This window comes from Anabaena sp. AL93 (assembly GCF_001672085.1).
Lineage (GTDB): Bacteria > Cyanobacteriota > Cyanobacteriia > Cyanobacteriales > Nostocaceae > Dolichospermum > Dolichospermum heterosporum.
Genome location: NZ_LJOU01000027.1, coordinates 25,623 through 44,509 on the forward strand (window position 1 = coordinate 25,623; position 18,887 = coordinate 44,509).

The 18,887-nt window shown below is 37.4% G+C and carries 22 protein-coding genes and 1 tRNA gene; 8 read left to right on the forward strand and 15 right to left on the reverse strand.

All coding sequences use genetic code 11. The features are described 5' to 3' along the window. Positions 1–176: 176 nt before the first annotated feature. On the forward strand, positions 177–440 hold the full coding sequence (locus AN486_RS09155) for a type II toxin-antitoxin system ParD family antitoxin (protein WP_053538670.1): 264 nt from the start codon (positions 177–179) through the stop codon (positions 438–440). Between the two features lie 50 nt (positions 441–490). Next, entirely contained in the window at positions 491–709 is a 219-nt protein-coding gene (locus AN486_RS09160) for a type II toxin-antitoxin system HicB family antitoxin (RefSeq protein WP_053538669.1), read from the forward strand. A 144-nt stretch (positions 710–853) separates the two neighbouring features. On the opposite strand, the gene AN486_RS09165 is transcribed toward AN486_RS09160, so the two are convergent. From AN486_RS09165 to AN486_RS09195, 8 genes are all read right to left on the reverse strand, one after another. Further along, the gene (locus AN486_RS09165) at positions 854–1,093 is read right to left on the reverse strand and encodes a PIN domain-containing protein (RefSeq protein ID WP_290600285.1); all 240 of its coding nucleotides are present in this window, start codon (positions 1,091–1,093) and stop codon (positions 854–856) included. Next, positions 1,080–1,334, reverse strand: a complete 255-nt coding sequence (locus tag AN486_RS09170) for a DUF2281 domain-containing protein (protein WP_190382427.1) — start codon at positions 1,332–1,334, stop codon at positions 1,080–1,082. Before AN486_RS09170 ends, AN486_RS09165 begins: the two co-directional genes overlap by 14 nt. Positions 1,335–1,808: 474 nt before the next feature. Next, complete coding sequence (locus AN486_RS09175; RefSeq protein WP_053538666.1) at positions 1,809–2,150, reverse strand: hypothetical protein; 342 nt, start codon at positions 2,148–2,150, stop codon at positions 1,809–1,811. 23 nt (positions 2,151–2,173) lie between these two features. After that, positions 2,174–2,413, reverse strand: coding sequence for a papain fold toxin domain-containing protein (locus AN486_RS26655; protein ID WP_367142430.1), 240 nt, complete (start codon positions 2,411–2,413; stop codon positions 2,174–2,176). A 22-nt stretch (positions 2,414–2,435) separates the two neighbouring features. Further along, a complete protein-coding gene (locus tag AN486_RS09180) occupies positions 2,436–2,669 on the reverse strand; it encodes a papain fold toxin domain-containing protein (protein WP_190382430.1) in 234 nt (77 codons plus the stop codon). A 336-nt stretch (positions 2,670–3,005) separates the two neighbouring features. Next, entirely contained in the window at positions 3,006–3,248 is a 243-nt protein-coding gene (locus AN486_RS09185) for a type II toxin-antitoxin system HicA family toxin (RefSeq protein ID WP_290600286.1), read from the reverse strand. Positions 3,249–3,709: 461 nt separating this feature from the next. Continuing rightward, positions 3,710–4,993 (reverse strand): bifunctional oligoribonuclease/PAP phosphatase NrnA, encoded by a 1,284-nt coding sequence (locus AN486_RS09190; RefSeq protein ID WP_053538665.1) that lies wholly within the window; start codon positions 4,991–4,993, stop codon positions 3,710–3,712. 786 nt (positions 4,994–5,779) lie between these two features. Beyond that, entirely contained in the window at positions 5,780–6,277 is a 498-nt protein-coding gene (locus AN486_RS09195; RefSeq protein WP_039203468.1) for an HNH endonuclease, read from the reverse strand. A gap of 490 nt (positions 6,278–6,767) precedes the next feature. On the opposite strand from AN486_RS09195, the gene alr reads away from it, so the two are divergent. The 5 genes from alr (at position 6,768) to AN486_RS09220 (ending at position 11,994) form a co-directional block, all read left to right on the forward strand. Beyond that, positions 6,768–7,955: an alanine racemase gene (gene alr / locus AN486_RS09200; RefSeq protein WP_290600287.1), complete on the forward strand. Its 1,188-nt coding sequence runs from the start codon at positions 6,768–6,770 to the stop codon at positions 7,953–7,955. A gap of 122 nt (positions 7,956–8,077) precedes the next feature. Continuing rightward, positions 8,078–8,159, forward strand: a tRNA-Leu gene (locus AN486_RS09205). 507 nt (positions 8,160–8,666) lie between these two features. Further along, positions 8,667–9,098 carry a HEPN domain-containing protein gene (locus AN486_RS09210; protein ID WP_190382424.1) on the forward strand — a complete coding sequence of 144 codons (432 nt, stop codon included), beginning with the start codon at positions 8,667–8,669 and terminating at the stop codon, positions 9,096–9,098. Positions 9,099–9,101: 3 nt separating this feature from the next. After that, on the forward strand, positions 9,102–10,490 hold the full coding sequence (locus AN486_RS09215) for a tyrosine-protein kinase family protein (protein WP_199924405.1): 1,389 nt from the start codon (positions 9,102–9,104) through the stop codon (positions 10,488–10,490). A gap of 10 nt (positions 10,491–10,500) precedes the next feature. Then, positions 10,501–11,994, forward strand: coding sequence for a hypothetical protein (locus tag AN486_RS09220; protein WP_053541227.1), 1,494 nt, complete (start codon positions 10,501–10,503; stop codon positions 11,992–11,994). Between the two features lie 458 nt (positions 11,995–12,452). On the opposite strand, the gene AN486_RS09225 is transcribed toward AN486_RS09220, so the two are convergent. Beyond that, on the reverse strand, positions 12,453–13,442 hold the full coding sequence (locus tag AN486_RS09225; RefSeq protein ID WP_039203471.1) for a PRC-barrel domain-containing protein: 990 nt from the start codon (positions 13,440–13,442) through the stop codon (positions 12,453–12,455). Between the two features lie 469 nt (positions 13,443–13,911). On the opposite strand from AN486_RS09225, the gene AN486_RS09230 reads away from it, so the two are divergent. Further along, on the forward strand, positions 13,912–14,778 hold the full coding sequence (locus AN486_RS09230) for a DUF2382 domain-containing protein (RefSeq protein ID WP_053538660.1): 867 nt from the start codon (positions 13,912–13,914) through the stop codon (positions 14,776–14,778). 400 nt (positions 14,779–15,178) lie between these two features. Here AN486_RS09230 and AN486_RS09235 read toward each other — a convergent pair whose 3' ends face one another. The 6 genes from AN486_RS09235 to AN486_RS09260 all read right to left on the reverse strand — a co-directional run bounded on the left by AN486_RS09235 (position 15,179) and on the right by AN486_RS09260 (position 18,830). After that, positions 15,179–15,589: a type II toxin-antitoxin system VapC family toxin gene (locus AN486_RS09235; RefSeq protein ID WP_053538659.1), complete on the reverse strand. Its 411-nt coding sequence runs from the start codon at positions 15,587–15,589 to the stop codon at positions 15,179–15,181. Next, a complete protein-coding gene (locus AN486_RS09240) occupies positions 15,589–15,810 on the reverse strand; it encodes a hypothetical protein (RefSeq protein ID WP_015080101.1) in 222 nt (73 codons plus the stop codon). Before AN486_RS09240 ends, AN486_RS09235 begins: the two co-directional genes overlap by 1 nt. A gap of 324 nt (positions 15,811–16,134) precedes the next feature. After that, positions 16,135–16,485, reverse strand: a complete 351-nt coding sequence (locus tag AN486_RS09245; RefSeq protein ID WP_053538658.1) for a DUF5615 family PIN-like protein — start codon at positions 16,483–16,485, stop codon at positions 16,135–16,137. Next, positions 16,482–16,718, reverse strand: coding sequence for a DUF433 domain-containing protein (locus AN486_RS09250; protein WP_015080100.1), 237 nt, complete (start codon positions 16,716–16,718; stop codon positions 16,482–16,484). Before AN486_RS09250 ends, AN486_RS09245 begins: the two co-directional genes overlap by 4 nt. A 274-nt stretch (positions 16,719–16,992) precedes the next feature. Continuing rightward, the gene (locus tag AN486_RS09255) at positions 16,993–17,628 is read right to left on the reverse strand and encodes a DUF4276 family protein (RefSeq protein WP_053538657.1); all 636 of its coding nucleotides are present in this window, start codon (positions 17,626–17,628) and stop codon (positions 16,993–16,995) included. Continuing rightward, positions 17,622–18,830, reverse strand: a complete 1,209-nt coding sequence (locus AN486_RS09260; protein ID WP_053538656.1) for an AAA family ATPase — start codon at positions 18,828–18,830, stop codon at positions 17,622–17,624. The genes AN486_RS09255 and AN486_RS09260 overlap by 7 nt, the downstream gene beginning before the upstream one ends. Positions 18,831–18,887 lie beyond the last annotated feature (57 nt).

The window sequence follows — 18,887 nt, forward strand, 5'->3', positions numbered from 1 at the left end:
ATGATTTAGATCCCCGACTTCTAAGATTAATTATGGATATGATAGAAAAATCTTGAAAAGAAGTCGGGGATCTTTGGCTACTATAACTACTAAATATAAATACTTATCTTGATTATAATGGCAGAAAATGACAAAAACTGCCATGATATAAAAAAGTAGATTTAGGAAGTCAGATTATAAAAAGTATGAATATTTCCTTACCTGACACCATGCGCGATTATATAGAAGAACAGGTAGCGCAAGGAGGTTACAGCAGCGTTAGTGAATATTTTCGGGAATTAGTGCGACAAGACCAAAAACTCAGAGCCAACGAACGATTACAAACCATGCTTTTAGAAGGATTAAACTCAGGAAATGCAACAGAAATGACTGCACAAGATTGGGAAGATATTCGTCAAGCAGTTCGTGAAAAAACTAACAAACGTCAAAGTGCAATTTAGCCATGATGTATGATGTATTAAATTAAAAAAACACCTCCCAAAAAAATGCTATGAAATTTCAAGTAATATTCACTTATGATTCAGAATATCTAGGTTACGTTGCTGAAGTACCAGAACTTCCTGGTTGTGTCAGTCAAGGTAAAAGCTTAGATGAAGCAATTGAAAATATCAAAGATGCTATCAAAGGCTATCTTCACGTATTAGAAAAACATGGGAAACCCTATGTAACCAAAGAATCTCAATCTTTTGTAGGGGAAGTAGTAGTATAAATGGGACGCTTATCAAATATTTCCGGTAAACAAACAGTCAAGTTGGGTGAGATAATGTGAACAGATACAGGGTTTTTAGGTTGTAATTTAGGGTTATTAATAGTGGGTATTTTTGGTTTTTTTTGCGTCAACCCAACCTACTAACTAAGGATGGTGAGGCTCTAAATTAAAGATTGTAAATAATTCTTGTTCCAGACTATTTAAAAAGGTGACTTGAGCTTGAACTCCTTTGCGAGTTAGCAAAAGATAACAGGTTTCTGTAACAACACACCATGTTGTAATTAAAGGTTCATTGTATTTTTTTAAAGCTTGTTTTGCTGTTTCGTGGTAGGTGTCTTTTTGATCAATAAGAGCTAACCAAAATCCTGTATCAACTATGATCATATTTGTTTGGTAATGTATTAGATAAAACTTCTTGATATGTGGTTGATAAATTTTCTTCCACAGCACAACAACCAATTAATCCAATTTCATCAAATTTTTCATAGATACTTTTTTGTTGATGATGATTTTCTGGTTGTGGATAACGTTTTTTGAGTAATTGAATAAAATCAAGTAGTAAGATTTGTGCTTCTTCTGGTAAGGTGTCAATATCTTTAGATACTTCTGCAATTTTTATTACCATGATTAACTCCTCAATTGAGTAAATTTTTTCGGTATGATCCTATTATAAACTACGCCCTGGGTGATAATTCTCAGGTGAGGTGAATATTTACATGATCTGCTTGCAGCAGCGCTTCGCTATCGCCCCAGTAATCCCTAGTAATGGTTGAGTGAGATAATGTGAACAGATACAGGTTTTTTGGACTGCGAACTGCTTGCAGCAGCGCTAGTTCCCTCCGGGACGCACTCGCGAACGCTATCGCTCTAGTAATCCCTAGTAATGGTTGAGTGAGATAATGTAAACAGATACAGGGTAGGGTTTTCAGGTGCGAACTGCTTGCAGCAGCGCTTCGCTATCGCTCTAGTAATCCCTAGTGATGGTTGAGTGAGATAATGTAAACAGATACAGGGTTTTTAGGTTATAATTTACTGTTATTAATGATGGGTATTGCTGGGTTTCCTTGTGTCAACCCAACCTACGCATTAATTTTTATTTTCATGAAACTAGTTCATCAATTTTTGCTGTTTCGTGATTTTTCTGATTTTGATAAAATTCTTCAAACAAAGTAAAAAATCTATCTACTGCGCTTTTTTCATCGGCTGAATGGAAAAGAAGAATACTTGACCATAATTGACCTGTTTCTACATTGAATTTGTGTCTTATCCATTGTAAAAAAGTTTGAAATTCTGTTTCTTCTGCTGTTAAGGGAATACCAATTTCTCGACGGGCAAAATAGTACCCATCTAAAAATGCTTGGAGGCTAAAAATAGAGTTTTTACCTAAATACATTGCAGGTCTTTTTTTGATCTTTTGCAGCAATTTGTAAAGATTATCCATATTTAACTCACTAAATTTCTAGGTTAAAAGTAAGTTTCTGTGATTTGAAACTCTAATCCTGCATCTAATATAGGTGAATAGAGATTCTGTATCCAGTTTAATCGGGTAATGCCTTGATGGTGAATATTGTCAAAAACAAGTTCTCCGTCATTTATCTCTATTATAAGTAGGTAAACAGAAAAAATTAAAGGTATATGACGAAATGTAAATTCAATAAATGCCTTGCAAATAGGTCGTTTCACGGTTTTCACAAAACTAAACATATATCGTTTTTATTATGTTTACCTACTTAACACCTTCATGATGACCAGTGGTAGCAATCAATTCTCCAATACTATCATCATAAATTCTGCCATAAATTGGATCTTGAGAATTTGTATTTATTTTAATATGCTTACCATGAATACTTTGTCTGATTAAAAATTCTTTGATTGCTCTAGCACAGGGTATACAATCAAATATTCCGTAACTACTGGCAATTGCTATAATTTGTTGATAGATGATATCCTCTTTATTCAAAATCACTCCCGTTGTCAAATTTTAATATTTCTACCCTGATTACTATTGATTGATAGTTAAGGGAGTATTAAGCTATTCTTTACATTTTAAACTAGAAGAAGCACAAAATAGGATTTGATTTAGTTCGGGTGATAATTATCAGGTGAGGTGAATATTTACACGATCTGCTTGCAGCAGCGCTAGTTCCCTCCGGGACGCACTCGCGTTCGCTATCGCCCCAGTAATCCCTAGTAATGGTTGAGTAAGATAATGTAAACAGATACAGGGTAGGGTTTTTGGGCTGTAATAAGTGCGTTATTAATAGTGGGTTATTTTGTTGTTAACCCACTGAAAATATTACTTATTTCCTAAAAATTCATCTACGGTAATTCCTGCTTGTCTAATTAAACTTCTGAGTAACCCTGGTGCTAGTTCTTTATGATTGGGAACTGATAAAATAGGTTTTGATTCGTGCCACAGTATGATATGACTTCCGGTTTGATGATCTACAGCATAGCCAAATTTTTCAAAGATTTTGAGCCAACTATCATGTAAATAAGAAAAGACAATAGAACCATCACAGATACACCACCGAAACATTTACCTCACCTGATTTACATCTTTACATCCCCGACTTCTAAGATTGATTATTGATATGATAGAAAAATCTTGAAAAGAAGATTCAGCGAAATCACATTATGAAAGTTATCGGACTATATTGATTAGAAACGTCATTCTGCAAAATTAAAGCTGGTCGTGTTTTTTTTGATTTGGGGAACCTATAGTTGGATCAAAATTAACCAAGTAGATTTCACCACGCTGAGGATAGATAATTTTTCCCTTACTTAATACGCTTCTTCTTCCAAATTAAACCACTCTTTAACTAATCCTAAATCACGTTCTGCTCTTTTAATAGCTCCTTGTTTCAACTGTTCTTTGATATTAGCCTGGAACTGAATTTCCAGGCGGGTCTGTCAGCCAAACAAATAAGCTATCTGTAGCTTAAGTTCACACCAATCAGCATTGCTAAATCCTAAATTAATCAAGTCTTTGAATTTGTTTTAAGACTGAATTGGATTATCTCTAGGATTTACCAATTTCAATAGTTTCTGTTTAATTTGTGCGTCGAAAACTTCCCATTTGATTTTGGCATAAGCTGAATTTTCATTACCACCAGATAAGAAACCCATCGGAATTTCAAAGCCTCCAGCACCCGTCCTCCCACCACCAAAAAATCGCCCAGCACTATCTTGTCCAAAGGCTTCTTTAATAAATTCATCAGGATCTAACGTCAGTTTGGTGGTTCTCAGAGAACCTATCACTACTTCTAATTCGTCATCTTCATCATGAACAATTCCATAAACTACTGCTGTATGCACATTTTCCTCAGTAACGAGAAAATCAGCCGCTTGGGGAATTGCATCCCGGTCATCATAGCGCAAATAACCAACACCAGCTATAGAAAAGTTATTTTGAACGATGCGGTTTTTAAGCGATCGCTCGATCACATCCATTACCCGCTTAGAACGATTTGCTTGCAAAATAGCATTTAGTAACTGAGCATCATAAAACCTGCTCAAATACCCAGCAGCCATAAAATCTTCTTCCTGTGCCTGCATCAACCGATTTGTATCTGAGCGTAACCCGTGCATTAAAGCTGTAGCACATTTAACGTGCTGGCTAATGCTATTATCTAAAGTTAATAATCCTGCTTGTAAGTATTGAGTAAAAATTGTCGCTGTAGCTCGCACATAAGGACGAACATCAACAAATTCTGACTTGAGTTCTCCTTGTAAACTATGATGATCCACCAGCACTATCAGGGGAATTCCAGCTTGTTGGATGGCTGGTAATAATTGAGACGTAGTTCCCTGGTTGTCAATTAACACAAACCCTTGATAGCATGACAAATTTTTATTTTTTAAAGTTTGTATTGTCCAACGTTGAGCAGGTAAATTAGTGAGCTTAACTAAAGCAATATTTTCCTGATGACTTAAAGTTCCCGCGTAAACAATATCACACTTGATATCATACTGTTGGGCAATTAATTGGTAAGACCAAGCACAAGAAAGAGCATCAGGATCAGGAAAATCTTGTAAAATCACCAACTGACGTTCATGACGATGTGCAAGCAGCGTCTTCTGTAACTCCTCTGATTTTTGAGATGCTAGAGAATTGCCACGCTGGACTAAATAGATACCTCCATCACCATTAGAGGATGGTAAGGAAGTCCGGTTTAACGGTGGAAGTTCAATTACCTCTTTCTCTATTTCTAATTCCTCTGGATGGGGATCTGTGGTCAATGATAAACTTTCAAATTGAGAAGGTGGATAATTCACGTACATAAGTAACTAACTGTATTTCTAAGCGGGGAAGATAGGGTTATCCATTCAGATACAATCCAAGTAGTAGTGCGCTGATAAAGCTACATGAAACTTGGCAAAATCTAAGATTAATTCCTTTGGCACTGTGTAAAGCGGTTTATTTCTGTCAATAGCATGAGATGAGGATCTATTGCATCCAACTAAGTAGGTGAACATAATAAAACCAATCTGTGTAAAGAAAAGTAAAATCGCCCAAACCCTCTTCACTCTTGCCTCTTGCATGAGTGCCTCTTGCCTTGCCATAACGACGATTTTCAATGCTAACCTACTTAAAGTGCTACAAAAATGTTGAAAGTCAAGTATGCTGTACCTCTTGTGTTATATACAATTTCATAATTTGTGACTTTGTCTAAACAAATATGCAGATTTTTATGAAAAAATTTGATAATTATCTTGAATATTTATTTGACTTGTGCTACTATTGATGTCCTGTGTCTAAATTGATATCTCAATTTCCTGGTGGCAAATCATCTACTCATAATTGTAACAAATTATCAGTTAAGAACAAAATCTATCTATATATCGTTTTTTTAGAAGATAACGCGCCACCTCTGGAAATTAAGGTAATCGGATACTGCGGTCATGAAAATATCAGCTTAGTGGAAACTTGCCACAAGCTGTAGTAAGTGCTGGACAAAACCAAGTGAAACACCTGCTTGTAGTCACTATCATTGACCCAGTTTGGTCAATCAGATATATCTACAGGTGAATTTTGTCCTGAGTTTTTGTAGTTAATTATGTGGGATGTCAAAGACCTATGACATACTTTTGCCACTCCTGGTGCATTCCACTTTTAAGATGCTTTGTCACCTCAAAGTAGAGACTACTGTAAGGTTGACGGGGTAAATGACGCAAGGGCATTCGCGCCTCTTGCGGTGTACGACAGCCTTTTTTGATATTGCAGCGGACACAAGCCGTGACAATATTTTCCCAAGTGTCTTCACCCCCTCGTGATCTTGGCATGACATGATCGAGAGTTAAGCCGTCTCCTGTGTGACCACAGTATTGACAAGTATGGCTATCACGATGCAAGATATTTCTCCGAGTCAGCGGAATTTCCATATAAGGAACACGGACATAATGACGCAACCGAATTACGGTTGGCATCGGAAAATCCGAGTAAAGGAATTTACCGTTGTATTCTAAGCGTTCAGCCTTGCCTTTAATCAACAACACGGTGGCACGTCGCCAACTGGTGATGTTGAGCGGTTCGTAAGAGGCGTTCAGGACTAAAACCTTCCTCATGAATCTGCGCTCAAGGTATTAGTTTTACATATATTAACACAAATACACCCCGCTGGGGATATGAGAATAATTTATACTTTTGTCCTGAACTAAGAAAGATCCCCGACTTCTTGAAGAAGTCGGGGATCTGAATTTGCCAAAAAAATCGCCATAAAGGAGTATTTAGGGGTTGACATTTGATTTTATATCTGTTATCGTAGACTTGATAAGGAAGAACTATTTTCTAATAATCAAAAGATTTTTGAGTGTGCGGATACACTAATTATTGCTCATACTACTATCTTGTATAAATCGCCGGATCAAAGTTAAACTTCCTGATTAAAGTGATATGGCTTCTAGTACACTGCGGCGTAAATAACCCAACCATTCTAAATCGTTCAAAAGCCTATACTGTCTTCGTTTTGACTTTTAACTTTTGGCTCTTGACGAACGCCCTACGGTACTAGGGGATGTGAGCAGCTTTTCGGTGGTGTGATAGGAGTAAAGTGTAATGTTAAGTCGCAAGCAAACCCCGATTTTTGCCGACAATCAGGAATGTGATGCTTATGCTTGGTTTTCTCAGCGGGCTTGGGTAGAAATTGATTTAGGGGCTTTGTCTCATAACGTCAAGCAGTTGGTCAAGTTTTTATCACCATGTACCCAATTAATGGCAGTTGTCAAAGCTGATGCCTATGGACATGGGGCGGTGACAGTTGCGAGGACTGCTTTGGAGGCGGGTGCTAGTTGGTTAGGTGTGGCAACAGTTCCCGAAGGTATTCAATTACGAGAAGATGGTATTCAAGCCCCAATTCTGATTTTAGGGGCAACCAACACACCAGAACAAATTCAGGCGATCGCCCATTGGCAACTTCAGCCCACACTATGTAGCCCTAAACAAGCTTTAGAATTTTCTAACACCTTAGAAACTATTAACCATAATTCCTCTTTATCCGTACATATTAAGTTGGATACAGGAATGTCTAGATTAGGTACTAATTGGCAACAAGCCGCAGATTTTGTCCAGTTAGTACAGGGATTACCCCATTTAAATATTGCCAGTATCTATTCTCATTTAGCAACTGCCGATAGTCTTGATACCACGGTGATGAAAGAACAGCATAGAAGATTTGCAGAAGCAACTGCACACATCAAAGCTAAAGGGATCAAAATTCCCAGTTTGCATTTAGCAAATTCCGCCGCTACCTTGACAAATCCAGAACTGCACTATGACATGGTGCGGGTGGGTTTAGCTATTTATGGTCTTTATCCTGCCACTCATTTACAAAATCAAATCAAACTGCAACCGGTTTTACAACTCAAAGCCAGAGTTACCCAAGTTAAAACCATAGCCGCAGGAACTGGAGTTAGTTATGGACATCATTTTATTGCTTCTAAAGAAATGCGTCTGGCTGTAGTTGGTATTGGTTATGCCGACGGAGTTCCCCGTAGTCTTTCTAACCAAATGCAGGTGTTAATTCGTGGGCAGCGCATACCGCAAGTTGGCGCAATTACAATGGACCAAATTATGTTAGATGTGAGTTCCATTCCCGATTTGCAAGAGGGGGAAATAGTCACTTTGCTAGGAGAACAGGGAAAAGAGCAAATATCCGCTGATGATTGGGCAAACTGCCTCAATACCATTTCTTGGGAAATTCTCTGTGGTTTCAAACATCGTCTACCTCGTGTGGCTGTGATGTAGATAATTAGGGACATGGGAAAATATCACCAATACCCCATACCCTAATTTAAAATTGGGACTGAAATTTTGACTCTTTTGCCTATTGCCATAAATAATTTGTTGTGCTAACATAAGTTATCAATGCGGATATGGCGAAATTGGCAGACGCGCTAGATTTAGGTTCTAGTTCCGAAAGGAGTGAAGGTTCAAGTCCTTTTATCCGCACTTTTAAACAGATAGTTCAGTTAATAGTGATTTTGTGCAGCGATTAATTATATGTCGTCCATGACAAACTGTTATTCCTCTTTGGGGCGATAGCGAAGCGCTGCTGCAAGCAGTTCGCATTCATCAACAATTGAGGGATAATCTCAGTAATATCCTCAGCCTAGTAGTCTGTCAAGCTTGAAATTGTGAGTTATTAAATTTTATAACCGTTTGTTAGCAATACTTTCAAACTTCATTAACACACAAAATTAATATTGACAGACCACTAGCGAGAAACGGAAGTTCATGGTTAAAGCATTACAGCAGTTGCCGATTGAATGCAATACAATTAAGGGCGCAGACCCTGCGCCCCTACAGGATTGGCAATGAAACTTTGTACCTCATAACATCAGGAAGTGCTGTATCATCTCACCCTCATAATTTGGCTAAGGTATTGTTAATGATATATTTTGGGTTAGGTTTTGAAAACTTGTGATTATTATGTTATACAGCAATTTGTAGTAAACAATGCAAGATTCATTTTCTAATTCAGCAGGTAGGCATTTACAGGATGCCCAAATTCTTTTGGGAGAGCAACGATGGGACAATGCCATTTACCTAGCAGGTTATGTTGTGGAATGTTGTTTCAAGGTACTTGTTGAGCAAAACTTTAAGCATGATCAAAAGGCAGCAAAAAAATATAACCACGACATCACTGAACTCGATGGAAGGTTAATGGAACGCTTACGGGTTATCTACCCCGTTCTGGATAGACAACTCCCGACTTCACGAATAGTTGATACTGTTCTGGCTGAAAAACATCCAGATAGGAGATATTTCAAATCTGGACATTGGACTGAAGCTCAAGCAACAACTGCTGTTCAACGTGCGGAAGAAATTTACCGAGAAATAATCTCCAAATTAGTGTTAGACGGCTCAATTCTCAGCAAAGATATTTAAGAAATGATGATCAGTTTTAGTGAAACCTTTGATAAAGTACGCGAATGCTTTGAGGAACAAAGCATTGTAGATGCACTTATACCTAAACTTGAGTCCGTAACTATTATTCGTGACGTTAATGGAAAGATTAGAATTTTTCTTGAATCATTAGACAATAATCCCATTGAAGAATCAGAAACCACTGAACTTAATACGCTTTTATCTACACAACTGGGAAAGTATTATGGGAATGATATTTGGCTACCACGAAGAAATAACGATGCTTACCAATCTTTAATTAAAACTATCAAGGATGAAAGAGTTTTTGCATCTTGGGATAATGGATCAAGTCCTCGCTGGTATATTCTTGAACGCCACATTGCTAAACAGGCATGGATAGATAATAACGTAGGTGAACAACCTTGGACAGAGGCCGTAGTCTATCAAAAATACAAACCCGCGATCATATCTTTTTTCTCCTTTAAAGGAGGTGTGGGACGAACTAGTAGTCTAGTTGCAACTGCCTTGACTTTAGCCCGTAATGGTCATAGAGTTGCTATTGTTGATCTCGATTTAGAAGCACCAGGATTGGCTACAATTTTTTCACCAGATAATCCAGATAATCCAAATAATCCAAATAATCCAGGTGTAATTGATTATTTATTGGAAAAGAAAATTCAAGAACAAGATTGGAAACTGCGTACTCATTTGATCAGCATTAATGAACGGATTTTGCTAGATGATAATGGTGAGAGTATACAATTACTTCCGGCTGGAACAGTAGATAAAAATTATTTGGAAAAATTAGCTAGATTAGATTTTCAGAACCTTGTAAATGGTGAACTGGAAAGTACAATGGTAAGTATGTTAAAAGAATTGGAAAGTGCAGTCAGACCTTTAGATTTTATTCTAATGGATGCGCGGGCTGGGTTTCATGATATTGGTGGATTAGCGATCGCTAAACTCTCCCATGCGGCAGTGATCTTTGGCACTCAATCACGTCAAAGTTGGGCTGGACTAACTCATGTTATTCGACATTTAGCAAGTCCTGGAGTTGATGAGCGTTTACCGTTGATTCTTGTACATTCGATGGCTCCTGCAACAGGAATCCCAGGACGAGAAACAGAATTAACAGAATTTCGGGAACAAGCCTACGACCTTTTTCGAGAAAACTATTACTCCGAAGATGAAGATGTCCCTGATGCTAACAATAGAGAAGAACCATTTTTTCCGCTAGTTGTACCTTATCAGGAGAGTCTACGGGGGGACATAGCTCTATTTTCTCGCAACTCAACTCCAGAAGAATCCACTCGACTATCAAAGCTTGCAGAAATCATGACCAATTCTCCTTATAAGGAGATTGCAGAAAAGTTGTGTAATCTTTTTGGGCGTGAATTTCAAAAAAATAATTAGATTAAAACCTATGTCTGAAATTAATAAACACAAATTACTAGAATTAATAGCGAATATCGCCCCTGGTAAAGGAATTGCTGAACATGAAAGTAATGATCATGAAACATTCTTAAAAAACTTTTTACCCATAGCAGATTATCGTCATGCTTTAGAACCAAATATATTATTAATATTAGGAGGAAGAGGAGTAGGAAAAACTGAATTATTCCGTTTACTAGCAATTCCTTCAGGACGAGCAGCTTTAGTTGAAAGCTTGGGAATTAGATCCTTACCCACCTTGAGTAAAACAACATGGGTAGCTGGCTTTTGCAAGGACAAAAAGCAATTTCCAGCACCAGAAAGTGTGGAAAGCCAAATGGATAAGGCTACAAATATTGAATGGCGCGGCTTCTGGATTGGTTTAATTTTAGGTGTGCTATTACAGCAAGAAGATTTTAAATTCAAAGATTTTCTGCTTGAACAACTAGAGACAGCAATAGTCAATATTCTGAGAGATGATTTATCTCTTTTATCAATTTGGCAACCTATTGTCAATCAGAATCTTGAAAAATTAAATTCTGTCTTAGATAAATTAGATCAAAAACTTATTGAAACAGATGATTGGTTATTTGTTACTTATGATGAATTAGATCGATTAGTGGTTTCCTATACTGCCTTAGCAAGTCCAATACGTCAACTTTTAGCTTTGTGGCTTGATCGATGGCGACGTTGGGATAGAATACGACCTAAAATCTTTTTGCGTACTGATCTATTTCGAGAGGATTTTTTGAATTTTCCTGATGCCTCTAAACTGCAAGGCCATCAAGTTCGATTGGAATGGAAAACTTCATGGCTTTACCAACTTTTGGTCAAACGACTTGCAAACGCTGGATCTGAAATGACAGAATATTTGCAAAATATCCCAGAGTTAATTACTGAAAATAAAACTGGTTTGGGCTGGAGTGTAACATCAAATGAAAAATTATTTGAAGAACTAATCGAAAGAATGATTGGTAAGTATATGGGTGTTAATGCTAAAAAAGGAATTACCTATTGCTGGATTCCCAATCACCTTCAGGATGCTGATGGTCGAATTGCACCGCGTTCTTTTCTCAAGTTATTTGTTTTAGCCGCAGAACTGAGAATACAACAGCACTCGACTGTTGAACAAAATATGGTACTTTTGCAACCCTCTGATTTACAGGGGGCTTTAATAGATACTTCAAAAGCGCGAATTGAAGAATTAGCTCAAGAGGAGTATCCTTGGTTAGAATCTCTTAAAACAAGTTTAGCTGAACTTGTAGTCCCAATAGAGAAAGACAAGTTTTTAGAAGCAGTAGAATCTACTAACTGGAGCGAAAAACCCGAAAAGCAACCACCTGTAATTAACCCTGAAGAAATTTTGAAATATTTACTTCAACTGGGAATTGTAGAAAGTCGTTCTGATGGAAGAATTAATATGCCTGAAATATATATGTATGGATTTAAAGTTAAACGGAAAGGTGGGGTTAAACGTCCCAAGTAGAAACTCAGGTAGAGAGCAACTGCCAAAAAATAACCCCCCCTTAATCCCCCCTTACAAAGCTACGGTGTACACACTGGAAATTGCCTGTTGGTTACCATAAAACCCCACCCCTAGCCCCTCCCCGCTCTTCGAGAGGGGAACTGGATTTTCAATAAATTCTTTCTCGTTGTGGAAAACTGGCTTTGGGTAAGGATGTGTGTACACGGTAGCGGATGCTTTGGGGGGAAACCGGAAAAATTACAGCAAATTGTCATCAAACCTGGAACAAGAACCCCACCCGCCACCCCCTCCCCGCAAGCGATGAGGGGGCTAGGATGTACCTTATATGATTGGAAATCGCTGTAGTTCCCTCCCCAAAGCATCGGGGAGGGTTAGGGTGGGGTAATTTGAGGAATAATGGTGATTCGATAACTTGTGTGTACACCGTAGCTACTTATAGTAGAGGGGGTTTACAAAACTTAATATCCGCCTTCTTCTTCGTATTCCACTTGTCGTTCCTTAACCTTTTTGGGAATGTTTACAGGCTTTGGTGCATCATCCCAGGCATCACCGTCTAGATCATCATCATAGTCATCATACTGGTCAGCGTAGGTCTTTTTGGCAGGTTTGGCTTCGGCTCTGGGGGCTTCCTGATAACTATCTCTTACCGTTGCATCACTCCAGTTATCTTCTTCGTCTTCTTCATACTGAATTGACTCGTAGGAACGGGCTTTCATCACCTGACGCTGGGGTCTTTCTTCTTCTACATAGTCTTCCGTCCATTCCTCTTCTTGGGCTATGGGTTCAGGAATGCGGACTTTAGGACGAGGTGGTTGGAGAGGAACACCACTAGGTAATTGATTACTGGGTGCAACTGTCCGAGGGGCGCTATAGCCAAATTCTTCTTCTGCATCTCTTTCCCAAGGGGCTTTACCGATTCCCAGCCGTTCTAAAACGCCCACGGTTAACTGGTTTACTCTTTCTTCAGCACCTTCAAACACAATTAACCGACTAGGTCCGGTGCTGACTACTTCATCAATGGATAGTTCATAGGTACTCAAAAATTGGTCGGGAATTTGCGGTAATCCCAAGGAGGCAATGACGATAGAGTATATTTTACCCGTTTCGCCATTAAATTTAAAGCCTCTTACTTTGCCTAAAACTTCACCTGTTTCGGTGATTACTTCCCAGTTCATCAGGTTACTGAGAATCTCCACTTCTACATCTTCGATGACATCCTCGTTATCAACTAAGATGACATCACCGATTTGGTTGATGCTGTTGAGATACATATTGCGGGGCAAACTAGAAATAGATATCAGGCTGTCTCGCAAACTTATTGCCACAACCTCTCTTTGATCAACATCAACCCAAATCTGACTCACGATACCTAACCGCTTACCGTTGTCGCGGGTGATTACCTGAGTGTTTAATATATCTGAACGTCTAACTATTTGTTCTGAAGTCATTCTATAGGTCGTCCTGTTCGCGTAGCGTGCCGTAGGCAATCTCGAATCTGGTTTATGTATATGTCTATTTTTAACAGAAATTTGTCAGTTGTCAGTTGTCAGTTGTCATTGGTAAACTTTTTTCCTGTTCCCTGTTCCCTGTTACCTAACTTAATACTCAAAACTTGAGTATCCGCGCCTCTGGCTTGAGTTACGCCAATTGTGCGTTGGGCTGATTGATTCTATCATCGGACGGCGCAAACTCACAATTATAAAGCTTGTTCCGCCTGTTGTCTGATCATTCTAGCTAATCATTCCCTGTTTGGCCCATTTAAAAACATATCAACTTCGTAATTGTAGCTGGATATCCTGATAATACATTTCCACCAGAACAGCAAGATTTATTGATATTAATATCCTTCTTTAGAAAGAAGAAGTAAAAAATTTTATTTTTAAAATTATAAGTATAGCTGTTTGGAGCTAAATGAATATGGCTTTATACAAAATTGAAGACTTTACTGCTGACTCTAACTATGATAGTCCAGGGTTGGATGGCAGTGAAGTTGAAAAGATTAAGCATTTTGATGTCTATTCAGACATAGATGATGATAAAGTTGGCACTATTAAATACATATTGGTAGATGATTCAGGGCGTTTGCGTTATTTAGTTGTGGACACAGGGTTTTGGTTTTTTGGTAGACAAGTATTGTTACCAATTGGACGTTCCCGAATTGACTATGATAAACGTCGGGTATACGCGAATAAGCTGACAAAGCAGCAGGTAGAAAATTTACCAGATTTTAAAGATTTGCAAGAAATTGATTACGACTATGAGGAACGGGTGCGGGGAGTTTATCGTAGACCAAGAGGACAAGCGCCTTTAGAGTCATCAACACCGCTAGAGTCGCCGATAGCTGTAGATTCTCCACTAGTTTCTCATGAGCGCACAATAGTTACTCCTGCTGTTCCTGTTGAACGGAATACATATAGGTATGAGGAAGAACCAAATCTTTACAATGTGAATGAGCAGGATCACCAAAACCTGAAACTATATGAAGAACGTTTAGTAGCTAATAAATCTCGTGTGAAGACAGGAGAAGTAACTGTTAGTAAGCAATCATATACTGAAATGGTAACAGTTTCTGTACCTGTGCAAAGAGAACGTATAGTCATTGAACACACTGATGCAGAAACGGGTGTTAAAACTGTATCACTAACTGAAGCTGATTTAGGTGAAGGAGGAGTAAAAATCAAGAAAATAGTTGAACAGGATACAGTTGAAGCGGAAGATACTATTCGTCGTGAAGAATTAGACGTGACTCGGAATGATCAACGAGTAACTGAGAGAAGAAACTAAGAAACCTCGAAACAGCACTTCCACAATCTCATCATGAAACATAATCAACCTCCTAGAAATTCATAGGGTGTACAAAGAATCGGCAATTCGTATCCAAAATCAATGCTGATCTGCTTGGGATGAGTACAGTTGAAAGTCACTGCGCCGTGTATTCCACCACTCCCTCGTTATCTCAATATTAGCCGCCACAATAATGTCTCTGCTTGGTCGAGCAGTAAGGTAGCCTAAAATACTGGTTTCAATATAGACAGATTCACTCATACACGGTAGATTGTAAGCTACTTCATTTTAGCTTATATTTTAGGTGTGTTACACTGCATTAACGCACCCTACAAGATTGGCGATTCCTAGGTCGCGCTTCGCTATCGCATTGATAGCTGTAATGCTTATAGTTAAAAGATTACAAAATATCTATTTCCCAGTCTTCCAATTGTAGTTGGGGAATGCGTGAAAATTCTTTAGTATTATGGGTAACTAATATCAAATTATTCGCTAAAGCAATAGCCGCAATTTGTAAATCGTAAGCTCCAATAGGTGTTCCGTTAGCAGCAAGTTGGGCGCGAATCTCTCCGAAAATTAGAGCAGACTGGTCATCAAATGGCAAAGACACAAATTGACTCAAAAATCCTTGCTGTAACGTCAGATTACGCTCTGGGTTAGCACTACGAATTGATCCGTAAAATAATTCACCCTTCACAACTGAACAAACAGCAATTTCTGAAAGTGGGATATTATCCAGCTTTTGTTTTAAATGAAAGTTTTTGCCCTTGAGATAAATAATACAGGCATTAGTGTCTAGCAGATAAATCATCAAAATAGCTCTCTTTCTGCTTGTTCTGGCTGTGGATGTCTGATAAATGTTTCATCTTGAATACAACCATAAAAATCACTCAATTTTGTTGTTGTTTTTGTTGGTGATGCTGATTCATAAACAAGAATAATATCTAATTCCGTTCCTTCTGTTGTTTCGGGTAATTGAATTTGTAAAAGTCCATTTTTACCAATTAGCGATCGCACTCTCATACTTTGCATAACTATTTACCTCTTTTGAATATCTGTTCTTTAAGTTCTTGTAACAACATAGATAGCTCCTATGCTGGAATGGTTGTCTAATGTTGTCTATTCAGTATATTATAAACGATCTTGCTTTATAAGTCTAATTTGAGCGATTCCTAGGTCGCGCTTCGCTATCGCACCTTATCAATCCACCTACAAGCGATTCCTAGGTCGCGCTTCGCTATCGCACTTGGTCAATCCAATCTACAAGCGATTCCTGCGGAGCGCTTCGCTATCACACCTTATCAATCTAACCTACGAGCGATCGCTGATTACGCTTCCCCAACAGGCGAACTCGCACTAATGAATAATCAAACTATCTCTAGTCATTTCTAAAAAATCATAGGTCAAAAACAATTCGATTATTGGAGTAATATTTTGTAGAAAAAGTTGTTCAATTTGTTTGTTACTAATATTACCTGTGGTTATTAGTAGTAGTTTGTAAGGCTCTTGTTTGATTAAAAAAGAATCTAAAAAATCTTTATCTTTGGTAATAACAATTCTCTGTTCCAGGATTGATAGTTTGTTGATTTCCGAATCTGGAGTTGCATTTTTTAAAGGAAGATTTTTGGTATGTATAACATCATAACCTAAGTTATCTAATAAATTGGCAATTCGCATTGGTAATTGAGCATCAATCAAGAATTTCATGAAACTAATTGGAGAATACTTTTAACTTGAGTAAGTCGAGTAGCAAAGCTGAGAACTGCTAAAATGTCTTCGTATTCTAAATCATCATAATCTTCTAAAATATCATCAATATTCATGCCTGAACTCAAAAGTTCTAAAATCATTTCCACCGGATAGCGCAATCCACGAATACAGGGTTTACCATGACAAATATCATGGTTAATTGTTATTCTATTTAATAGAAGGTTATTCATGATATTAGATGTTATGTTGGCACTAAATTAATTGTACTTGATTTTTCGAGTTCTATGACAATAGAAAAAAGCGAACTGAAAGTCACCGTTGCGCGACTCTTACAGAGCGCTTCGCTATCGCACTTTATCAATTTAATCTACGAGCGATTCCTAGGTCGCGCTTCGCTATCGCACTTCCTAACACCACCCAACAAGCAATCGCACTTTATCAATCTAACCTATGAGCGATTCCTAGGTCGCGCTTCGCTATCGCACAAGAGGAGCAATTACTAGGTTATGATTCATCCTGTAAATATCCAATTCTTGATTTTAGAGTATTAAATAAGCGATCACAATAAGGAGAAGCTTGACGAACCTGAGTTACATCTAATGATTCTAATAGTTCAGAGGCGTGTTTTATTTTGTGATATTCTCCCTTAGTAGTTCTACCAGTCGCAGTTTTGAGAGTAGGTTCTAAATTATCTTTTGCAATAGTTTCCACATTAGCATTTTTGGGAATAGCATTTTCTTTAAAACCTTGGCCATAAAATTTTTTCAGCGTTGCAAAATCAGCAATAAACCAAGCTTCCATTGTTTGTACCATTAAATGACAATTATCATCATCAACTTCTGTTGGTTTATCCCAATTATCTCTAAATTTTAAATGTTCCCAAGGAGATTTTTTATTTACAGGTGCTTCAGCATCAACTAATAATACATTAAAAGCATCAGGATGAGATTTTAAAGCATTTTTGAAATCACGGAAAGCATTATTCCGAGTACCACACATAATGATATTCCATTTAATGTTTTTGGTTGTTGCTTCCTTTACTAATTTTAAAAAAAACTTACTAAATCCTTTTCTAAGTGAAGATCTCTGATTTTTGGAATCTCCACCACCTTCTATATAAATTCTAATCTCTTTTACCATCTGTTTCCACCTATTTCACCCATCCGCCACAAATCACCTAAAGTATAATTTTCTAACCAGTCTTTGAGTTTATCTGGTTTAAGTCTCCTTAAATGAGTTCCTGTATTATCTCTTTCACAAACTACGACAGATTCAGGATATTCACTCAACGCAGAAACCAAAGCATCAGAATGAGTTGTGACAATTAATTGAGTTCTCTGAGATGCTTCTATTAATAATTCTGCAATAGTCGGTAAAATATCTGGATGTAAACCTAACTCCGGTTCTTCAATACAAATTAGTGGTGGTGGAGTAGGATCTAAAAGTAACGCCATTAAAAACAAATATCGCAATGTTCCATCAGATAAACGAGTTGCAGAAATTGGTTGAATTACATCTTCTTCCCGAATAAATAGTTGTACTGTACCACCATATATTCTTACATCTAAGTCTTCTGCTGTTTCATAAAATTTTTTGAGATATTCAATAAGTTTTCTACTTAATCCTTTGTATTGTAAATCTTTTATAAATAAACCAAAATTACTGCCATCTTCTAATAAAGGATGTTGGGGTAAATCAGCTTTTTGAGCTTTTCTTAGTTCTGAATCTCGTCCCATTTGCCAGGAACGATATAAACTAATTTTAGAAAACTCCGTACTTAGATAGGAAATTTCTGGATATCTACTTGGATCTTTTATTTCAGATAAAACTGATTGATCTGATTTAATTGAATGTAGTTCCAAAAGTTGTTCACTTCGTCTTTCCTGTCCTGACAATGGATCTTTATCTCTTACTGTAAAAGAACGAAATCCATTATAATTGTTAAGATAATAAAATTGAAAACCTTCTTTTGCCGTTTCTGGTTCGATAAATTCATCTACTAAATCAAATTTTTGATCATATGTGGTAAAACTAAGCGTATAATCAAGTAAAAGTGACTCTGATTTTTGAGGATAATCAACAGTAATTTTAATTTCTGCTATCGGAGTATCTTTGTTACCTTTCCATAAAAACTCATTAATACCTCCACTTTTACGAAAAGGCACAGGTAAATCTGTCGGTGTTGCTTTTAAAATTCCAATAGCTTCAATTAAATTAGATTTCCCAGATGTATTAGCACCAATTAACACATTTAGCGGTTGTAATTCAATTTCTTCACCTTCACTTCCATAAGAAAGAAAGTTTTGTAATTTGATTTTATGAATAAATCTTTTACCTTCCATTTACTTCTCCTAATATTAAATAAAACTATATTGTTGCTAATATTTTGGGTAAGGAAT